Source organism: Streptomyces sp. SD15 (assembly GCF_054462255.1).
On the sequence record NZ_JBTLMO010000042.1, the window covers coordinates 48,438 to 66,757 of the forward strand.

The window sequence follows — 18,320 nt, forward strand, 5'->3', positions numbered from 1 at the left end:
TCCGCTCATACGGGTAGGCCGAGGGGCTTCCCCGGCATGAGCTCGAGATCTACGATCAGGCCCCTCGATCGCTGGGGAGCGATCTCAACCAGGGACGGGGACCATGGACTTCTTGATCGGCATACTCCTGATCGTCTTCGGCGCGCCGCTGGTCGGCATCATCGGTCAGTGGATCGAGAACGGCGGCCGTGAGGGGCTCGGGAAGACGCTGTCCATCGGTGGATATCTGACGGTGCTCGGGATCGCCGCGTGGCTGATCGTCGGCAGCTTCTGGCACTTGGCCGCGTAGGCTTGGAAAGCGGAATGTCACCAGGGGGAGGTGCGGGGGCTCGTGAGTTCACTCTTGTTGAGTGTGACCGCTGTGCTCATCACAGCCGGGGTCGCGTTACAGATCTGGGCCTCTGGTCCTGCCCGCGCCGACAGGCAGTACGCCCTTCAGTTGCCTTCCATACTCATGTATTCCCTGGCAAGTGCGCTGTTCCTCTTCTCGACGTTTCCGGACTCGCTCTCGGAAGGGCGGGCCCTGGGGTTCGGGCTCGGAGGAGCAGCGGGCTTCGCGGCCTTTTTCGTGCTCGCGTCCTTCGGTTGGCTGTCCAAGACGCGCCCGCGCGATCAACTTGCTGCGGAGCTGAAAGCAGCGCTCAAGGAGAATGCCCGACTCCGCAAGCAGTTGCACGCCGAGGCGACCGCGGGACCCGCACCCGTACCGGTACCGCTGACCCGGACCAGCCGGTACGAGTTTCCCTTGCCAGGAGACCGTCGACACCACCTGGGAATGATCACTGGAAACCTGGCCAACGTGCTGGGAACGGACGTGTGGGTGAACCCGGAGAACACCCGGATGGAAATGTCCCGCATCACGGAGCACACGGTCTCGGCGACAATCCGCTATCACGGGGGCCGACGGAACGCGGCTGGTCACCTAATTCACGACACCATCGCTCAGGAGCTGGCCGAGCTCATGAACGGTCAGCCTCAGGTGGCGGCCGGCCACGTGCTGGTCACCAGAGCGGGTGAGTTGCAGGAAAGCCATCAGGTGAAGCGGATCGCCCATGTGGCAGCTGTGGAGGGGGAGCCCGCCTCGGGCTTCCGGCAGGTAATGGACCTCGGACGATGCGTACGCAATATCCTCACCGAGGTTGACCGATTGAACAGTGCCGGTGGCGACCTTCGCTCCGTCGTACTTCCCCTGCTGGGAACCGGGGGTGGCAACAGCGATCCGAGGAAGACGGCTGATGCGTTGGTGGCGGCCACCGAGGGGTACTTCCGGGCACATCCCGGCTCGGAAATCCGAACGGTCTATTTGCTGGCCTACACGGATGTACAGGCCGACGTTTGCCGGGCGGCACTGGACCTTCAACTCGATTCGAGAAATCGGTCCGAGGGGTAACTACGGGGTGGATCGCAAAGGATTTCTCCTGCTTGTGCGCCAAGTTGACGATCGGTCATACTTGCGCAAAAGGTGGAGGTGCTCATGGGCGGAATCAGCTCCGAAGGCCCCTGTCATTTATGTGCGGTGGATGGTGCGCCGTGTCATCGGTGTCGCGCGTACTGGTCGCTACCGAAAGCAAGATTGTTCCAGGCCTTTCTCACCTTCGTGATCGGTGTGCCGCATCCCCGGCAGAGTCCGCTTCTTTCCAAGTCGCCCCGGCTGTGCCTGATCGGCAGCTTTGCCGTGCTCGTGCAGTCGGTCTGTGGCGGAGCCGCGGCCGTCCTTGTGGCCGCGTCTCCCGTCGCGTCGCCGGCTCGGGTGGGTGCGGCGGTCGCGGCCCTCGCATGTGTCATCGTTTCCTCCGGGGCATTCCGGGCGATGCACAACTTCGTTCTGCACCACGCGAGCCACGGCGATTTCGGCCGCCATGACTGGCTGATCGGCGAGCTGGCCGGTGTCGTCGGTATGACCCAATCCTTCGCCGACTACCGCAAGGACCACCGGCTGCACCACGCGTCACTCATTTCCGAGGATGATCCTGACCAACGGACTTTGGGCAGACTAGGCATCATTCCGGGTTTGCCCCGAAATGAGTACCCGTGGCGGCTGGTTCGGGCCCTCACGTCCCCGCACCTGTTCCTGTCGACGGTGACCGAGCGGGTGAGCCACAGCGTGGCCCCATTGCGTCGGCCTGTGCGCACGGCCTGCTTTGCGTGTCTCCAGGCGTCGCTGCTTTTGCCTGCGGTGTGGTTGTCCCTGCGGTGGGGCCGGCCAGGGCCCCTGATCGCATGGGGTTTCAGCTGGCTGCTTCCCCTGACGGTGGGCCACCACATCAGCATGGTGCTCTACGCCGTCGGTCTGCACGCCTGGTACAAGCGCTCTGACGAGCCGGGCTGGGCGGGATACGCGGAGAAGACCGGAGCGAGATTCTTCGCAGACCCGACACCGGAGGCTTCGCCGTGGCGTCATCCTGTCATGTTCGGGCCCTAGTGCCGATGGTGGCTGCGGTTGGTCTTCTGGCACTTCTTCATTGGTCGTCTCCTGGTCATCGGCCTCACGGACAACGGCTGCCATGACGCACACCACGCCGACCCCGCTGGGCGACGGTTCGACTGGAGCAACGCGGCGTACGCTCGAACCGCCATGTTGGATCGTGTGCCGCTCGTGCGTGCCCACTTCTGGCACACATGGACGCTGGGCCGTGCGATCTCGCAGAACTTCGATCAGATGGCGGCTCGCCAGAGCGATGTCATGCCCTAGCACTCACAGAACGGTGCACGCAAAGGGGACGGTTGCAGAAATCCGGGCGGGCTACAATCGCCGCCGCCGATCATCTGGTTCGGGTGTTGCCGTGGCACAGCGGTCATCCGAGCCGAACTCGCAGGGGAAGGCTGACGATGCTGACCATCGACGTGGGCAAGGGTGAGGAAGTCCTCGGCCGGGTGAAGGAGGAACTGGCGCTCAGAGGCATCGCCAAAGGAGCGATCGTCTCGGTCATCGGAGCGGTGGACCGGTGCGAGGTCAGCACCATGCCCAAGAACGATGCCTCCAGCGACATCATTCGATCGTATGCAGACCCTCTGGAGATGTTCGGTACGGGCGAGGTGCGTGACGGTATTCCGCACATCCATGCCGTCTTCGGCACCGAGGACGGAACGGCCGTCAGCGGCCATCTGCACGCCGCGACTGTCGGGCATTGGTTCGTGCGTGTCTACGTGATCCCCGATCAGTAACCCTGACGGGGATCCACCAGGCCCTCCAAGGTGTTTCCCTCCCGCAGGTTCGCCACATTGCGCGCCACGCGCTCACTCAGCATCCGCAGTACGTAGTCCGCGGAATCAGCGCAGTGCGACGTGACGAGAGCACGTGGATGGCCCCAGAGCGGATGTCCCTCGGGCAGCGGTTCGGGATCCGTCACATCGACAGCCGCGGCAGCGATCGAACGATTCTCAAGTGCTGCGACAAGCGCATCCGTGTGGATGTGGCTCCCTCTTGCGACATTGACGACGATCGCATGAGTGGGAAGGGCTGAAAGCTCCCGGGCCCCGATGATGTGCCGTGTGCGTGGCGTCAGCGACAGCGCGAGCACTAGGACGTCGGTGTCCGGCAGCACACGCTGAAGCTCGGAGGATGGAAGGGTCTCATCGGCTCCTGCCACGGCTTCGGCTGCGCGGCGCAGCACTCTGACCTTGCAACCGAAGGGTCTGAGCAATCTGATCAGCGCGGCTGCCGTGCCGCCACCCCCCAGGATCGTCACCCGGCGGCCGAACAGGGAGCAAGGGTCGAGTGAATGCCAGCGAGGTGTCCTGGCCTGCTCGGCAAGGTGACGCAGTGAGGCCAGCACGAGCATCAGCGCGTGTTCCGCCACCTGGTCGGCGAACAGGCCTTTGGCACAGGTGAAGGCCACAGGCCGGTCCATGAGCCCGTCCGATGCAAATTTCTCGACACCCGCCCAGGGGAGCTGAACCCAACGGATGGAGGGATGCTCGTCGAGGAGCGTGCGCAATTCCGCCACGTCGCCCTGGTCGAGCCACACGACGCCATCGGCCTCCTTGGCGCTCGTGACCCGGCCGCCTCCCTTGAGGACGGCCGCCTCGACCTGGAGTCGCAGCTCGGCAAGACCCGGGTCGTTCGCCCGCTGGTCCGCCTCCTCGGCCGACGTAGAGGGTTCGACGGCAATTGCAGTGTTCACGATGCCCCTTGCTCGATTGTCCGACGCATCTGCGGAATCAAAGCCCTCGTCTCCGCAACGTCCTCCTGCTCCTCAACCGCCTGCAGAGCCCTCAGAACGTCGTCCGAGGCTACATCGGTCACTTGTTGTAGCAGTCTGAGCGACAACCATCGGGCCACGCCGTCACGTGGGTTGAGCGCCTCCTTGCAGAAGCGCGATGCCACAGTCTTGAGCTGGTCCGAAGTCAATGTGAGCAAGTGCGGCAGCGGCCTGCCGTTGGGTTCACTGGCCAGGCGCTCTGCTGCTTCCCACCGGATCTCCAGTACGCGGAAGATGACAGCGGTGAGATAAAGGTGCCGTATTTCTTTGTCACGGTCGAGCAGTTGGATGACCTCACTGGTCACGCGGGGATCCCCGACCTTGGAGATGATGCCGGCCGCGTTCACGCGCAGTAGCGGTGTGCCGTCCCCGTTCATCCATCGCTTGAGCGTGGCAATGTGAACGGATTCACGTAACAGGAGGTCCTTGATGAACTGGTCTGTCTCGTGTGATGTCTGCGCCTCGGTGAGCCTTCTGTCATCGTCTTCGCAGATGTCCGTGAAGATCCGCTGAGCAATGAAGAACTCCATGAACGACTTGTGGGCGAAGCTGTAGAAGCCGGCCCGGTCCCGCTGAAGGAACGACTGTGTTCGTACATCGTGCTCATAATTGTGGACGAAGGGCGCGTGGCTGTATGGAATCGCTTCGAGTAACGTTCGTGGTAGTTCGGAATAGTGCACCGAAGCGGTCTCGCGCCGAAACATCTCCCAGGCCAGTTCCTGCATGAGCGTCCGGTGGTCCGTCGAGTCGAGAATCGATCGCTGTTCTGTCAGGTTCTTGCGCATCCATTCATCGGTGTACATCTCGTACAGCGTGGCCGGGTTGACGGTCACATGCTGCACCAGTCTGGGCAGCGTGGAAGCGATCATCGCGAGCAGGATGGGACGCTGAGCCAGGTCTGCAAGGTTATAGATCCGCTGCATCTGCTCGTAGTATTCTCCGGCCCGATTTCCCACCAGTCGCTGGAGTGCCTCGAGGATCCTCCGGTCGTCGAACTGGCACAGATGCAGGATCTCGAAATTGGGTCGATCTCGCAGATGGATCCGCTGCAGGCCCTCACCGGCGAGCACTTCACGTTCCTCGAGGTCTGTGCGGAAGTAACTGGTACGGCAGGTCAAGATCGCCTTGCAGTTCGCCTCGGGCTCCACGATTTTCGCCAGCTCGTCGAAGTTACGTACTGTCGCGAGATCGTCGACGCGGGCCTGCATCTCGTCGAAGCCATCCAGGATGAGCACGAGACTGTCGTGGCGATTGAGGAACTGGAAGGTCTCGTAGCCGCCGGGAAGGTGCATTCCATAGCTGTTGACGAGCGTATCGGTGATCAGCTCTTTAATATTGACAGTGTCCCCTCGCGAACGGTCGCGCAGCGAGATGAGAATGGGGACTCGATTGTGTTCACAGTCCTCCAGATAACGCCGGGCCAGCAGCGCCGCATAGTGCCGGCACAGCCATGTCTTCCCCGTGCCGAAATCGCCCACAATAGAGATGTGGTTGCGGCCTGGGGTGTCGATCCACACGTCCAGGAACGCCTCGACGTCATCGAAACTGTCGATGCTGAGCGGGGCGACACGGGACCGGTCATACTGCGGCACCTCGCAGGCCAGGCCGACCCAGAGATCATCGATGCGTTCTTTCTCGTGTTCCTCAATCAAGCTGGAGAGATAGCTGTCGATGTTCAGCATGGTGCGGTAGAACTGCGCGATGGACATGATCCGGGTGCCGGGACTTGCTTCCGCCCGCGCCTTGGCCTGAGAGGTGAAGACACCGCTGCGGTAGGCGATGACCCAGACCTCACTGTCGCTGTCGTCCGATCCGCGCAGAGCGAATGCGCCGTCCACGTGACCCGAGCCCACGCTGCCTTCCACGCAGCGGACCCAGCGCAGGATGTGGGCGCCCTCGCTGTGCTTGCTCGCGCGGAAGTCCACGACTCCAGGGCTGCGCCGCGGCTGGGACAGGGAGTAGCCCATGGACCTCAGCAGGCCCATCACCTCGTCGGAGAGTCGGGTGTCGGATCGAGGTCTGCCGGGTTCCGCCTGGCTCGGGGCCGGCGCATGACGCAGGGCACGCTGATTGAGCTCGGTGAGCCAGGTGAGGAGGACGTCATTCGGCGATCGACCGGCGAGGGCGAGGTTGATCACGCGAACGCCCCTGCGTTCGAGGTCCTTCACGGCCAGCGCCGGTGCGTCGAACTGGACGGAATAGAGGTTGCGTCGATAGTCGCCGGTCTCCTGGCGCAGCTGAGTAAGCAGAATGCGGAGGTCCGGATCAGTCACGCTGTAACCGAGAAACAGCACGGTCCGCGTCTGAAGGGTGGCACTGAGCAGCCGTACCAGAGACGGCCGGTCCGTCGTGATTCCTTCGTAGTCGTTGGACGTGATGACGATCGACTCCGGATGAGCGAGATCTCCGTGAATCTTGACGATTTGAACACGATCGCTCGACCAGAATCCGGCGTCGACTGCGCGGGTCACCGCATTGTACGGTTTACGCTGCGCTCGATAGGTCATCTCGATGAGATCATCGAAATTGGTCGTCACCACCAAGGGCACGGGGAGTTCCACGAGCGCGTGATGCACATGTGTGGGCTGCAGATGGAGCGTATCTAATTGGTCCCGAATCCGTTGCACAAGGCGATTGCGACCGAACTCCAATTCGTAATACGCTGCGATGTCGCGATGATCCGCACCGGAAGGACAACCGGGCAGCTCTTCGGCAAGTCCGCGGACCAGCCCCTGCCAATCAGGAAGACCTGCTCCCTTTGACAGTCCGGCGCCCACAAAGAGGACGCCGTTACCGCGTCCAAATTGCTCTGCCAGTTCCAGCGGGACTTCGAACGCACTCATGGTGCTCCCCCTCATCGATGGCGAGCACAGTCGCCCTCAGTGACTGGTTGCTCTACTTAGCGTATTGTGCCGTGCCCGTGGGAACGCTGTCTGCCTTCCGGCAGCAAGCAGTTCGGTGCCCGAAGAGTCGCGTTGACCGGGAGCCCGGTCGACGAGAGGAGCACCCCTGACCTGCAGGTTGGTAGGAGGGGTTCGGATCAAGGCCACGGATTGGCATCTGCGTCACCGTTCCGAGGCGGTCCCGTCTCACACATGGTGCAAACGGGTAGGGAGTGCTTGCTGCCGCCGCCAATTTCCCTGGCATGTCAGGGACACAGCGGACCACGTGGACGCCCCGTAGGGTGGCAGCCGTGTCATACGTAGGCCCTGACTTCGAACCTCCCCGCCCGCGCCGCTCCCGGCGTGGGCCGATGACCGTGGCGGTCGCCGCGCTGGTGCCGGGGGCGCTGGTGGGATGGCTGGTGTGGCAGGCGGTGGGGGACTCGGGGGGCGGGGGTACGTCCGACAAGGCGGCGCCTTCGTCCACGGGGCCCGCGTCTTCGTCCACCGGGCCCGCGTCCTCGCCCTCCGGAGCGCGGACACCGACAGCCGGCGGGTCGAGTGAGGGCGAGAAGCCGAGCCCCAGTCCTTCCGCCTCCTCCGGCACCTCGTCGCAACCCGCCGCCTCCGGCCCCCTCAAAGGCAAGGTCGTCGTCATCGACCCCGGGCACAACCCCGGCAACTTCCAGCACACGGCCGCCATCAACCGCAAGGTGGACATCGGCACGAACAGCAAGGAGTGCGATACGACGGGGACGGCGACCAACGCGGGTTACGCGGAGGCCCAGTTCACGCTCGACGTCTCGCGTCGGCTGCGGACGATCCTCGAACAGCAGGGCGCCACGGTGAAGTTGACGCAGGACGGTGACCGCGCCTGGGGGCCGTGCGTCGACGAGCGGGCCCGGATCGGCAACACGGCCCGCGCCGACGCCGCGATCTCGATCCACGCGGACGGCTCGGCGGTCGGCAACCGTGGCTTCCATGTGATCCTGCCCGGGTCCGTCAACGCGGGCGGCGCGGACACCCGCGCGATCGTCGCCCCGTCCCAGGAGCTGGGCGAGCGCATCGCGGGCAACTTCGTCCGCGAGACCGGCAGCGCGCCCTCCAACTACATCGGCGACGGCACCGGACTCGTGGTCCGAAAGGATCTCGGCGGTCTCAATCTGTCAACGGTTCCGAAGGTGTTCATCGAGTGCGGCAACATGCGCGATACCAAGGACGCCGCGTTGCTGACCAGCGGCGTGTGGCGGCAGAAGGCGGCGCGTGGGATCTCTGAGGGAATCGTGAGTTTCCTGCACGGGTGACGATCAACGGCTTGCACCCGGCGGACACCCTGCGGGGACGGGCGATAGTGTCGTCCCTACGATGAGGGGCCACCCCCGCGCTTCACACCGCGACCTGATGGCGGTATACGGCCTGATGGCGACGTGGCGACAGCAACGCCTCCACCGATGACGAGACGACTGACGAAGGACCTGAAGTGAATATCCGCTCCCTCACTCGAGGCGACGGCGTGGTGATCGGAGCAGCGGTGTTGCTGTTCATCGCGTCGTTCCTCGGCATCTACTCCGCCGACGGTGCCGAAGGCGTCGACCTCCCGAACGCCTGGGGAAGCGCGCCGCTCCTGATGAGCGTCTTCCTGGCGGGCATCATCGGCGCCGCGCTCATCGTCGTCGCCCACGGTCTGCCGCAGGTCCCCAAGGTCGTCGGCCTCGACCTCGGCCAGTTCGGCGTCGCGTTCACCGTGTTCGCCGCGTGGAGCGCGCTCGGGAACATCTTCGACCCGGCGGGCGGCTACAACAACGTGGGAGATGGGGCCGCCGGCCCCGACGCCGGTACCGGCGCCATCCTCGGCCTGGTCGCCACCCTGATCCTGGCCGGCGCCGCCATCGCCACCCCCCTCGTCCCGGCCCTCAAGGCTGCCCTCCTCCCCGCCCCCAAGCCCGTCACCCCCCAGCCCTACAGCGCCCAGCCCCCCGGCGGGTACGGCTACCCCGGCGCCCCGCAGCCGGGCCAGCCCGGTCAGCCCTACGGTGCGCAGCCGCAGCCGTTCGGTCAGCCCAGCCAGCCGCAGGCTCCCGCCCCGCAGGCACAGCAGCCCGCCGGGGACTTCTCGCCGTTCTGGTTCGCCGTACCGGTGCCGCGTCCGCTGTTCGCGGAGGACGGTTCGCCGACGCCGATCGCCGAGCTCGCGCCGGGCACCTGGTACCTGGCCGTCGAGCAGCGCGGCGCGGTCCTGGTGGCGCAGACGCAGGACGGCCGTCGCGGCGTACTGCAGGACACGTCGGGGATCCAGCGCGGCTGACCCGCCGCCCCCGGACCTCTCACGGCCCCCGCTCTTTCCGAGTGGGGGCCGTTCCCGTACAGTCACCCCCGAATCTGACACAACGTCAGGAGGGCGACATGCGGCTCGGTCTCGCGCTCGGATACTGGGGACGCGGCCCCTCCGCCGACCATGTCCCCCTCGCCCAGGAGGCGGAACGGCTCGGCTACCACTCCGTGTGGACCGCCGAGTCCTGGGGCTCCGACGCCTTCACCCCACTCACCTGGATCGCCGCGCGGACGACCCGTATCCAACTGGGCACGGCCGTCGCCCAGATGGCCGCCCGCTCCCCCACCACCACCGCGATGCACGCGCTCACGCTCGACCATCTCTCGGGCGGCCGCATGATGCTCGGCCTCGGGCTGTCGGGGCCGCAGGTCGTCGAGGGCTGGTACGGGCGTCCGTTCCCGAAGTCGCCGCTGACCGCGACCCGGGAGTACGTGGATGTCGTACGCCAAGTCCTCCGGCGCGAGGCCCATGTTGAGCTGGACGGGCGCTTCCACCCCCTTCCGTACCGGGGCGCCGACGGTACCGGCCTCGGCAAGGCACTCAAGCCGATCACCCACCCCCTGCGCGCCGAACTGCCGCTCCTGCTCGGTGCCGAGGGGCCGAAGAACATCGCGCAGACGACCAGGATCGCGGACGGCTGGCTGCCGCTGTACTGGTCGCCGACCCGCCCTCAGGCGTACGAGGCCTCGCTCAAAGATCTGCCCAGCGGCTTCCTCGTCGCTCCCATGGCCCGCGCCCACGTCTGCGACGACCTCGCCGAAGGGCTGCTGGCGGTCAAAGCCATGCTCGGCTTCTACATCGGCGGGATGGGGCACGCAGCGCGCAACTTCCATGCCGATCTGATGGCGCGGATGGGGTTCGAGGAGGAGGCGCGGAGGGTTCAGCGGCTCTTTCTCGAAGGGCGGCGGGAGGAAGCCGTACTCGCCGTTCCCGACGCCTTCGCCGACGAGATCTCGCTCGTCGGCCCGCGCGAACGCATCGCGGAGCGACTGGAGTTGTGGCGCAAGGGTCCGGTGACGGATCTGCTGGTACTCGCGCCGGACCCGCACACCCTGCGGGTGCTGGCGGATCTCAACACCTGACGACGCACGGAAACCCAGGCGAGAACGGCGGCCTGAACCAGGCGCGTACGGCGGCCCGCGGCCGGACCGCCGTACGCTCGGTCAACCAGCGTTGTCCGCTGTCATCCGCCACTGAGCTGAGAAGTCGACGGCACCTTGTTCTTGACCTCGGCGCCCGCGCTCTTTCCGGCTTCCTTCACCTGGTTGATGATGTCGTCGAAGGAGTTCACGGTCGCGTCGGTCGACTCGCCCTTGCGGAGCTTGGCCGGCAGTCCCTTGAGTGCCTCGATGCCCTCGGTGAGCGGGGCGATGGCCTTCGAGAGCGCGGGGTCGCCCTTGGCGTTCTTCACCGCGGCCTGGAGCCGGTTGTACGCGAACGCGCCCGCGATACCCGCCTTGATCAGGGCGAGCTTGCGGCCCTTCGCGCCCTTCTTGAACTTTCCGGCCTTCCAGGGCTTCACGATCCACTGATAGGTGGCTCCGGCCGCGAGGCCGGCGTTCGCCACGAAGCGGGTCTTGGCGAGCCTCTGCTTCTCTGCGCTGCTGGTGCTGGACGGGGTGGTGACGGCCGCCGCGGCGGCGGAAGCGGTGGCGCTGGCGCTGGCGGCGGTGACCTGTTTGGCGCCGCCACTGCCACACGCGGTGGCACCGGCCAGCAGCGCACAGCAGAGGGTGAGCGCCACGGTGAGGCGCCGTATCGGTACGGGCACGGGGTCCTCCGGGGAAGGGAACGGTTCTCCCGGATTCCGGGAGTCACGGCTCTCCCGGCAGCCTCACCCGGCTCCGCACACTGCGCCACTTGAGCAAACCATTCGGGTTTCGCCCAGGCCCCGGCGAACCCATTCGGGTTTCAGGCAGGCCGCTCGGGCTACCCGCAGGGCATGTCCACTCGAAATCGCAACGGTTCCAACCAGGCGGGCACGCTCATCGCGATCGTCGCCGACGTGATGGCCTTCATCCTGGGCCTGTGGATCCTCATGTACCTGCTGGACGCGAACCGGACCAACGACCTGGTCCAGTTCATCCACGACGCGGCGAGCTGGCTGGCCGGCTGGTCCCGTGACCTGTTCACCTTCGACCGGGCCTGGGCGCGCGTGATCGCGGGCTACGGTCTCGCCGCCGTCGTCTACCTCTTCGTCGGCCACGCCATCGCCAACCGCATGCACCGGCACTGAGCGATACCAGCGGGTACCGGCCCAACTAGCGGGTACCGGCCGTACTAACAGCACTCCGCGTCGAGCCCCAGCGGCAGGCGCTCGCCGCCGAAGACCGCGCAGGTCGGCTCGTCGCCGCCGAGTGCGGCCACGGCGAGGAGGACGGAGCCGGCCGTCCAGCTGGTGAGTTCCTCGGGCCAGATCGTCCGGTCGTCGAAGACATAGCCCGTCCAGTACAGGCCGGTCCTCGGATCGCGCAGGTGCTGGATGGACTGGAGGATCTCCAGGGCCCGGTCGGATTCGCCCACGATCCAGAGCGCCAGGGCGAGTTCGGCCGACTCGCCGCCGGTCACCCACGGGTTGGGGACGACGCAGCGGACGCCGAGTCCGGGCACCACGAAGCGGTCCCAGTCCTCCGCTATCCGGGACTTGGCCTCGGCGCCCGTCAACGCGCCGCCGAGCACCGGGTAGTACCAGTCCATCGAGTAGCGGTCCTTGTCGAGGAACCGCTCGGGGTGCTTGCGGATCGCGTGCCGCAGCGCGCCGACCGCCAACTCCCAGTCGGGCTGCGGCTCTTCCCGCTGCTCGGCGATGGCCAGCGCACAGCGCAGCGCGTGGTGGATGGACGAACTCCCGGTCAGCAGCGCCTCGTCGGTCGCCGTCCCGTCGTCCTCGCGCTTCCAGCCGATCTGCCCGCCCGGCTGCTGGAGCAGCAGCACGAACTCCACGGCCGCGTAGACCGAGGGCCACATCCGGTCCAGGAAGGTGTCGTCGCCGGTGGCCAGGTAGTGGTGCCAGACGCCGACGGCGATGTACGCGCAGAAGTTGGTCTCCCGGCCGCGGTCGGTGACGTCGTGCGCGTCCCCGTCGGCGTAGGCCGCGTACCAGGAACCGTCCTGGTTCTGGTGGCGTGCGAGCCATTCGTACGCCCGCTCGGCCGCCTCGTGCTCCCCCGCCGCGTCCAGGGCCATGGCCGCCTCGGTGTGGTCCCACGGGTCGAGGTGGTGACCGCGGAACCACGGTATGGCGCCGTCGGGCCGCTGCACCGCGAGGATTCCGCCCACCGTGGCGGCTGCCTCCTCGGCGGTCAGGACCCCGGGCAGGACGAGATGTTCCGTCCGGGGCGAACGAGATGTGGTCACGAAGCGTCCACCAAGGCAGCGTCCGTGGGCAGGTGGGGCTTGGTCGCGTACGCCACGAAGCTCTTGCCGATCAGCGGGTTCAGCGCGTTCTCGGCGACCCGGGTGGCCAGGGGCTTCTTCATGATGTCCCAGACCAAAAGCTTGTGGTACGCCCGCACGGGCAGCGCCTTGTCGTTGTCGACGCCGAACGCGCACTTCAGCCACCAGTAGGGGCTGTGCAGGGCGTGGGCGTGATGGGTGCCGTACGGCTTGAGCCCGGCCTCCTTCATCTTGCCCAGCAGTTCGTCCGCCTTGTATATGCGGATGTGGCCGCCCTCGACCTCGTGGTACGCGTCGGACAGCGTCCAGCAGACCTTCTCGGGTCCGTAGCGCGGCACGGTGATCGCGATCCGGCCGCCCGGCTTGAGCACCCGGACCATCTCGGCGAGTACGCCCTTGTCGTCCGGGATGTGCTCCATCACCTCGGAGATGATCACGACGTCGAAGGACGCGTCGGGGAAGGGCAGCGCGAGGGCGTCGCCCTCCATCGCCGTCGCGGTGGCGCCGGCCGGGGCCTCCCCCGCCTCCTTCATCGCCGCGAACCACTTGGCGACCTCGCGGATCTCCTCGCCGTTCTGGTCCAGCGCGACCACCTGGGCGCCGCGCCGGTAGCACTCGAACGCGTGCCGGCCGGCACCGCATCCGAGGTCCAGTACGCGGTCGCCCGGGGCGAGCGGGAACCGGGAGAAGTCGACGGTCAGCACGTGGCCCTGCTTTCGCGGTTGGCTACAACTACTTCTTCGGCCACGGCTGCGGTACCGACGGCTGCCGTGGGGACGGCGTCGGTGCCGCTGCCGTCGGCGAGTTCTGTGGCCGCGGAGCGGCCGGGAGGCTGGGGCGCGGAGCGGGCAGGGCTCGGCGCGGAGCGGCGGGGGGACGGCGCCGCGCCGGGGGTCCCTCCGGCGATGGCCTCGCGGTAGTGGGCCACCGTGCCTTCGGCGGCTCGGGCCCAGGTGAAGCGCTCCAGTACCCGCGCGCGCCCGGCGGATCCGAGTCTCGCCCGGAGTTCCGGGTCACCGAGGAGTCGGCTGAGCCCGGCGGCCAGCGCACCCGCGTCGCCGGGCGGCACCGCGAGGCAGGTCTCGCCGTCGGGTCCGGCGACCTCCGGGATCGCCCCGCCGGTGGTGGCCACCAGCGGCGTACCCGTCGCCATCGCCTCGGCGGCGGGCAGGGAGAACCCCTCGTACAGGGAGGGCACACAGGCGACTTCGGCCGAGCGTACGAGGTCGACGAGCTCCGCGTCCGAGATGCCCTTGACGAACTCGACGGCGCCTTCGAGGCCGTACCGCTCTATGGCCTGGGCGACGGGCCCGTCCTCGGCACGCTTGCCGACGACGACGAGGTGCGCGCGCGGGTGCTCGATGCGCAGCTTCGCGAGCGCCTCGACGAGGAAGACGAGCCCCTTGAGCGGCACGTCCGCGCTGGAGGTGGTGACGATCCGGCCCGGCACCTGCGGCACGGCGGGGTCGGGCGAGAAGAGATCGGTGTCCGCGCCGATGTGCACGACGTGGATACGGTCGTCGCGTACGCCCAGGTGCTCGACGATCTCCTGGCGTGATGTACCGGAGACGGTGAGCACGGACGGCAGACGGCGCGCGACCCGCTTCTGCATGCGCGTGAAGGCGTACCAGCGGCGCACGGACATCCGGCGCCGTCGTCCCTCGGCGGCGTCCAGCTCCAACTGGCGGTCGACGGTGATGGGGTGGTGGATGGTGGTGACGAGGGGCGCGCCCACGTCTCCCAGCAGTCCGTACCCGAGCGTCTGGTTGTCGTGCACGACGTCGAAGTCCCCGCGGCGGTCGCGCAGATGGCGCCGGGCGCGCAGCGAGAAGGTCAGTGGTTCGGGGAAGCCCCCGGTCCACATCGTGCCGACCTCGACCGCGTCGATCCAGTCGCGGAACTCGTCGCGACCCGGGGTGCGAAAGGGGTCCGGCTGGCGGTAGAGGTCGAGGCTGGGCAGCTCGGTGAGGCTCAGCTCGGGGAGGCCTTCGTCCAGCACGGGATACGGCTGGGAGCCGATGACCTCGACGCGGTGGCCCAGGCGGGCCAGCTCGCGCGAGAGGTGCCGTACATACACGCCCTGGCCGCCGCAGAACGGGTTCCCCTTGTAGGTGAGGAGCGCTATCCGCAGCGGTCGTCCGCCATCGGCGGCCACACCCTCCCCGGGGCCCGCCTCCATGGCCTCAGCGGTCACTTACGGCCCCCTTCTCCCTGCACTTTCCCGCGAGGTTACGCCGGGACGCTAATCTAGAACAAGTTTCAGACTTGATCGTTCGAGGAGCACTGAATCTACCGGCAGGTAGGGCGCCTGTGAGCAGTGGATCAGGTGATCCACGCCACGGCGCGGAGGTGATCTGCCGTGCTGTCCGGTCGCTCCTCCAGCTGAACCCACGGAACGGGACCCATGCCTGCGGAAGCCAAGGTGGAAGCCAAGTCGGCGCGACCCCCCGCGCACCCCGCGCACCCCGCCACCCGGTCGGCCGCACCCCCCGCCGCGCCCGCGCTCACCGAGCGGCAGGAGGCACGCCGCCGCCGGATCCTGCACGCGAGCGCGCGGTTGGCCAGCCGGGGTGGTTTCGACGCGGTGCAGATGCGTGAGGTCGCGGAGTCGTCGCAGGTCGCCCTCGGCACGCTCTACCGCTACTTCCCGTCGAAGGTCCATCTGCTGGTCGCCACCATGCAGGACCAGTTGGAGCGCATGCACGGCACCCTGCAGAAGAAGCCGCCGGCCGGTGACACGGCGGCGGAGCGGGTCGCCGAGACGCTGATGCGGGCGTTCCGTGCCCTGCAGCGAGAGCCGCACCTGGCCGACGCGATGGTCCGCGCGCTCACCTTCGCGGACCGCAGCGTGAGCCCCGAGGTCGACCAGGTGTCCCGGCAGACCACGGCGATCATCCTGGACGCGATGGGCCTGGACGACCCGACCCCCGCCCAGCTCTCCGCGGTCCGCGTCATCGAGCACACCTGGCACTCGGCCCTGATCACCTGGCTCTCCGGCCGCGCCTCCATCGCCCAGGTCAAGATCGACATCGAGACGGTGTGCCGGCTGATCGAGGTGACGGAGCCAGGCGATCACGGCTAGGGCCTGTCCGGCGGATCATGCCGGAGGCGCGGGGTCCGGCACGCCGATCTGCGGCGTTGTCGTCGGTTGCCGACTCCCCCACTCTCGGCTTCGCTCGAGCGGGGGGACCCCCATCGCGTCGCCGCCCTCCTCCGCCTTGCAGCTCGACGCACCAGACCCCGCTCACCTGCGCCGACAAGGCACCGCCGCTTCCCTCCGACCTGATCCGCCGGACAGGCCCTAGGCCGAGCGCGGGCACACAGAAACCTACGGGCACACAAAAACCTACGAGACGGGTTCCCTTCGCCGGTATTACCCGGATCAGGTGATGGGGGTCGCCGTCCGGCCTGAACGCTGCCTTCCGGCCTCTCAGCCCTACCGTCGACGTCGGCCCCAGCGGATGCGATGCTGCTGCGTCTCGCCCGAGTCGGCTACTCCGGTCGAACTCCCTCACTCGCCTCGTAGGCCACTACCAGGATAGAACTCCCACAGCCAGAGAGAACACCCCAAAGTGGGACTTTTTTGCATCCATGGGGGAATTTTTCATTCTTCCGGCGGAAACACCGGCTCCCCACTGCCCAGCAGCGTGATCATGACGGCTTCCACCGGGCAGCCCTCCGCCGCCGCGAGGATCTTCTCGTTGGCGTCGATCTCCGGTTCGGCCGGGTGGGACTGCATGGCGGAGTCGAGGCGGAACGTGTCCGGGGCCAGGTGGACGCACTGGGCGGAGCCGATGCAGACGGAGCGGTCGACCTCGACGCCCCAGCGGTCACCCATCCTCACGCCTCCCAGCCGGCGGGCAGGTGGATCATCTTGTGCTCCAGGAACTCGCCGTAGCCCTCGGGCCCGAACTCCCGCCCCAGACCCGAGTTCTTGTAGCCGCCGAAGGGGCCGAGCATGTCGAGGCTGAAGGTGTTGACGGAGTACGTGCCGGTACGGACCTGCCGGGCGACCTCGATGCCGTGTGCGACGTCGGCCGTCCAGACGCTGCCGCTCAGCCCGTAGTCGGAGTCGTTGGCGATCTTCACGGCCTCGGCCTCGTCGCCGTAGGGAAGGAGGCAGATCACCGGGCCGAAGATCTCCTCCCGCGCGATCCGCATCGAGTTGTCGACGTCACCGAAGAGGGTCGGCTCGACATACCAGCCGCGATCCAGCCCGTGCGGACGGCCGCCGCCCGTGAGGATCTTGGCGCCCTCCTCCTGGCCGATGCGGATGTAGTCGAGGCTGCGCTGCTGCTGCCGTCGGGCGACGAGCGGGCCCACCTGGGTCGCCGGGTCCAGCGGGTCGCCGACGACCAGGGCGCTCGCCGCGGCGGCGAAGGCGTCCGCGAACTCGTCGTAGCGGGAGCGCGGCAGCAGGATGCGGGTCTGCGCGACACACGCCTGGCCGTTGTTCATCCAGGCCGCCGAGACGATCCCGGGGACGGACGTCGCGATGTCCGCGTCCGGCAGCACCACCGCCGCCGACTTTCCGCCCAGCTCCAGCGTCACGCGGGTGAGGTTGCGCGACGCCACCTCCATCACGCGTCGGCCCGCCGCGACCGAGCCCGTGAAGGAGACCTTGTCGATGCCGGGGTGTCCGACCAGGTACTCACTCACCTCGCGGTCCGCCGGGAGGATGGAGAGGACACCTTCCGGCAGCCCCGCGTCGCGAGCGATCTCCCCCAGCAGGTACGCGTCCAGGGGTGACTCCGGCGACGGCTTCAGTACGACGGTGCAGCCGGTCAGCAGCGCGGGCGCGAGCTTGGCTGCCGCCACGAACTGCGGCACGTTCCACGGCGCCACGGCCGCGACCACACCCACCGGCTCGCGCCGGACGAGGATCTTCCCGAGGACTCCGTCGCGCGTCTCCTCGTACGTGAAGCCGCGCGCGACCGTGATCGCCGCGTCCCACACCATCATCGCGCCGAGGGCCTGGGCGAGGACGCTCCAGGAGTACGGGGAGCCGTTCTCGGAGGAGATGACGCGGGCGATCTCCTCGTGACGCACCGCGATCGCGTCCTTGATCCGGGTGACGACCTCGATCCGCTCGTCGAGGGTCAGCCGCGGCCAGGGCCCTTCGTCGAAGGCCTTGCGCGCCGCCGCGACCGCCCGGTCGACGTCCTCGTTCGAGGCGTGTGGGACGCGTCCGATGACCTCCTCGGTGTGCGGCGAGATCACCTCGATGACGTCCTTGCCCAGGGGGTCCGTCAACTCCCCGCCGATGAACAGCTGTCCGTGTTCCACGAGCTCGGTCATGGCCGACTGCCTCCCCGGGGACGTTCTCTGACGATGCATCAGATATCGATGACATGGAGACTGATACCAGTTCCCCTTCGAGGAGTCCACGGCCCTCACACCACTTCGCCACACCTTCCGGGCTTTCCCCGACACCGACTACTCGACGCCTTCGCCGTCGGTTACCCCGTCGAGGGACACAGCCGTACGGACATGGACGGTGCTCGCCCA

At 67.3% G+C, this 18,320-nt stretch carries 18 protein-coding genes; 10 read left to right on the forward strand and 8 right to left on the reverse strand.

Annotation, left to right across the window (positions count from 1 at the left end):
- The first annotated feature begins 103 nt into the window (after positions 1 to 103).
- The 5 genes from ACX28W_RS32465 (at position 104) to ACX28W_RS32485 (ending at position 3,165) form a co-directional block, all read left to right on the forward strand.
- On the forward strand, positions 104 to 289 hold the full coding sequence (locus ACX28W_RS32465) for a hypothetical protein (protein WP_459003519.1): 186 nt from the start codon (positions 104 to 106) through the stop codon (positions 287 to 289).
- 42 nt (positions 290 to 331) lie between these two features.
- Entirely contained in the window at positions 332 to 1,390 is a 1,059-nt protein-coding gene (locus ACX28W_RS32470; RefSeq protein ID WP_459003521.1) for a macro domain-containing protein, read from the forward strand.
- A gap of 183 nt (positions 1,391 to 1,573) precedes the next feature.
- A complete protein-coding gene (locus ACX28W_RS32475) occupies positions 1,574 to 2,422 on the forward strand; it encodes a fatty acid desaturase (RefSeq protein WP_459003523.1) in 849 nt (282 codons plus the stop codon).
- A gap of 18 nt (positions 2,423 to 2,440) precedes the next feature.
- Positions 2,441 to 2,692 (forward strand): hypothetical protein, encoded by a 252-nt coding sequence (locus ACX28W_RS32480; protein WP_459003525.1) that lies wholly within the window; start codon positions 2,441 to 2,443, stop codon positions 2,690 to 2,692.
- A 137-nt stretch (positions 2,693 to 2,829) separates the two neighbouring features.
- Complete coding sequence (locus tag ACX28W_RS32485; protein ID WP_459003526.1) at positions 2,830 to 3,165, forward strand: PCC domain-containing protein; 336 nt, start codon at positions 2,830 to 2,832, stop codon at positions 3,163 to 3,165.
- On the opposite strand, the gene ACX28W_RS32490 is transcribed toward ACX28W_RS32485, so the two are convergent.
- Both ACX28W_RS32490 and ACX28W_RS32495 read right to left on the reverse strand, forming a co-directional pair.
- Positions 3,159 to 4,124, reverse strand: coding sequence for a D-isomer specific 2-hydroxyacid dehydrogenase family protein (locus ACX28W_RS32490; protein WP_459003528.1), 966 nt, complete (start codon positions 4,122 to 4,124; stop codon positions 3,159 to 3,161). The two genes, ACX28W_RS32485 and ACX28W_RS32490, sit on opposite strands and share 7 nt — an antisense overlap.
- Entirely contained in the window at positions 4,121 to 7,045 is a 2,925-nt protein-coding gene (locus ACX28W_RS32495) for an SIR2 family protein (protein ID WP_459003529.1), read from the reverse strand. The genes ACX28W_RS32490 and ACX28W_RS32495 overlap by 4 nt, the downstream gene beginning before the upstream one ends.
- Before the next feature lie 350 nt (positions 7,046 to 7,395).
- Here ACX28W_RS32495 and ACX28W_RS32500 point away from each other — a divergent pair, with 350 nt between their 5' ends.
- From ACX28W_RS32500 to ACX28W_RS32510, 3 genes are all read left to right on the forward strand, one after another.
- Complete coding sequence (locus tag ACX28W_RS32500; protein ID WP_459003530.1) at positions 7,396 to 8,388, forward strand: N-acetylmuramoyl-L-alanine amidase; 993 nt, start codon at positions 7,396 to 7,398, stop codon at positions 8,386 to 8,388.
- A gap of 176 nt (positions 8,389 to 8,564) precedes the next feature.
- Positions 8,565 to 9,389 carry a hypothetical protein gene (locus ACX28W_RS32505; RefSeq protein WP_459003532.1) on the forward strand — a complete coding sequence of 275 codons (825 nt, stop codon included), beginning with the start codon at positions 8,565 to 8,567 and terminating at the stop codon, positions 9,387 to 9,389.
- A 98-nt stretch (positions 9,390 to 9,487) separates the two neighbouring features.
- Complete coding sequence (locus tag ACX28W_RS32510) at positions 9,488 to 10,498, forward strand: LLM class F420-dependent oxidoreductase (protein WP_459003534.1); 1,011 nt, start codon at positions 9,488 to 9,490, stop codon at positions 10,496 to 10,498.
- Between the two features lie 101 nt (positions 10,499 to 10,599).
- On the opposite strand, the gene ACX28W_RS32515 is transcribed toward ACX28W_RS32510, so the two are convergent.
- Positions 10,600 to 11,187: a hypothetical protein gene (locus tag ACX28W_RS32515; protein ID WP_459003536.1), complete on the reverse strand. Its 588-nt coding sequence runs from the start codon at positions 11,185 to 11,187 to the stop codon at positions 10,600 to 10,602.
- Positions 11,188 to 11,358: 171 nt separating this feature from the next.
- Here ACX28W_RS32515 and ACX28W_RS32520 point away from each other — a divergent pair, with 171 nt between their 5' ends.
- A complete protein-coding gene (locus ACX28W_RS32520) occupies positions 11,359 to 11,652 on the forward strand; it encodes a hypothetical protein (RefSeq protein ID WP_362078583.1) in 294 nt (97 codons plus the stop codon).
- Between the two features lie 44 nt (positions 11,653 to 11,696).
- Here ACX28W_RS32520 and ACX28W_RS32525 read toward each other — a convergent pair whose 3' ends face one another.
- The 3 genes from ACX28W_RS32525 to ACX28W_RS32535 are packed head-to-tail and all read right to left on the reverse strand — an operon-like array spanning position 11,697 to position 15,006.
- Positions 11,697 to 12,773 (reverse strand): prenyltransferase/squalene oxidase repeat-containing protein, encoded by a 1,077-nt coding sequence (locus tag ACX28W_RS32525; protein ID WP_459003538.1) that lies wholly within the window; start codon positions 12,771 to 12,773, stop codon positions 11,697 to 11,699.
- Positions 12,770 to 13,516 carry a class I SAM-dependent methyltransferase gene (locus tag ACX28W_RS32530; protein ID WP_459003540.1) on the reverse strand — a complete coding sequence of 249 codons (747 nt, stop codon included), beginning with the start codon at positions 13,514 to 13,516 and terminating at the stop codon, positions 12,770 to 12,772. The genes ACX28W_RS32525 and ACX28W_RS32530 overlap by 4 nt, the downstream gene beginning before the upstream one ends.
- Positions 13,510 to 15,006, reverse strand: a complete 1,497-nt coding sequence (locus ACX28W_RS32535; protein ID WP_459003542.1) for a glycosyltransferase family 4 protein — start codon at positions 15,004 to 15,006, stop codon at positions 13,510 to 13,512. The genes ACX28W_RS32530 and ACX28W_RS32535 overlap by 7 nt, the downstream gene beginning before the upstream one ends.
- A 210-nt stretch (positions 15,007 to 15,216) precedes the next feature.
- On the opposite strand from ACX28W_RS32535, the gene ACX28W_RS32540 reads away from it, so the two are divergent.
- Positions 15,217 to 15,894, forward strand: coding sequence for a TetR family transcriptional regulator (locus tag ACX28W_RS32540; protein ID WP_459003544.1), 678 nt, complete (start codon positions 15,217 to 15,219; stop codon positions 15,892 to 15,894).
- A gap of 522 nt (positions 15,895 to 16,416) precedes the next feature.
- Here the strand turns inward: ACX28W_RS32540 and ACX28W_RS32545 are convergent.
- Positions 16,417 to 16,650, reverse strand: a complete 234-nt coding sequence (locus tag ACX28W_RS32545; RefSeq protein ID WP_459003546.1) for a ferredoxin — start codon at positions 16,648 to 16,650, stop codon at positions 16,417 to 16,419.
- Between the two features lie 2 nt (positions 16,651 to 16,652).
- Positions 16,653 to 18,110, reverse strand: a complete 1,458-nt coding sequence (locus ACX28W_RS32550) for an aldehyde dehydrogenase (RefSeq protein WP_459003547.1) — start codon at positions 18,108 to 18,110, stop codon at positions 16,653 to 16,655.
- Between the last annotated feature and the right edge of the window lie 210 nt (positions 18,111 to 18,320).

Excerpts from the sequence above, each read along its gene's own strand:
- ACX28W_RS32465 (WP_459003519.1), top strand. The coding sequence starts at position 104 with ATGGACTTCTTGATCGGCATACTCCTGATCGTCTTCGGCGCGCCGCTG.
- ACX28W_RS32485 (WP_459003526.1), top strand. The coding sequence starts at position 2,830 with ATGCTGACCATCGACGTGGGCAAGGGTGAGGAAGTCCTCGGCCGGGTG.
- ACX28W_RS32495 (WP_459003529.1), bottom strand. The coding sequence starts at position 7,045 with ATGAGTGCGTTCGAAGTCCCGCTGGAACTGGCAGAGCAATTTGGACGC.
- ACX28W_RS32510 (WP_459003534.1), top strand. The coding sequence starts at position 9,488 with ATGCGGCTCGGTCTCGCGCTCGGATACTGGGGACGCGGCCCCTCCGCC.
- ACX28W_RS32520 (WP_362078583.1), top strand. The coding sequence starts at position 11,359 with ATGTCCACTCGAAATCGCAACGGTTCCAACCAGGCGGGCACGCTCATC.
- ACX28W_RS32540 (WP_459003544.1), top strand. The coding sequence starts at position 15,217 with ATGCCTGCGGAAGCCAAGGTGGAAGCCAAGTCGGCGCGACCCCCCGCG.
- ACX28W_RS32545 (WP_459003546.1), bottom strand. The coding sequence starts at position 16,650 with ATGGGTGACCGCTGGGGCGTCGAGGTCGACCGCTCCGTCTGCATCGGC.
- ACX28W_RS32550 (WP_459003547.1), bottom strand. The coding sequence starts at position 18,110 with ATGACCGAGCTCGTGGAACACGGACAGCTGTTCATCGGCGGGGAGTTG.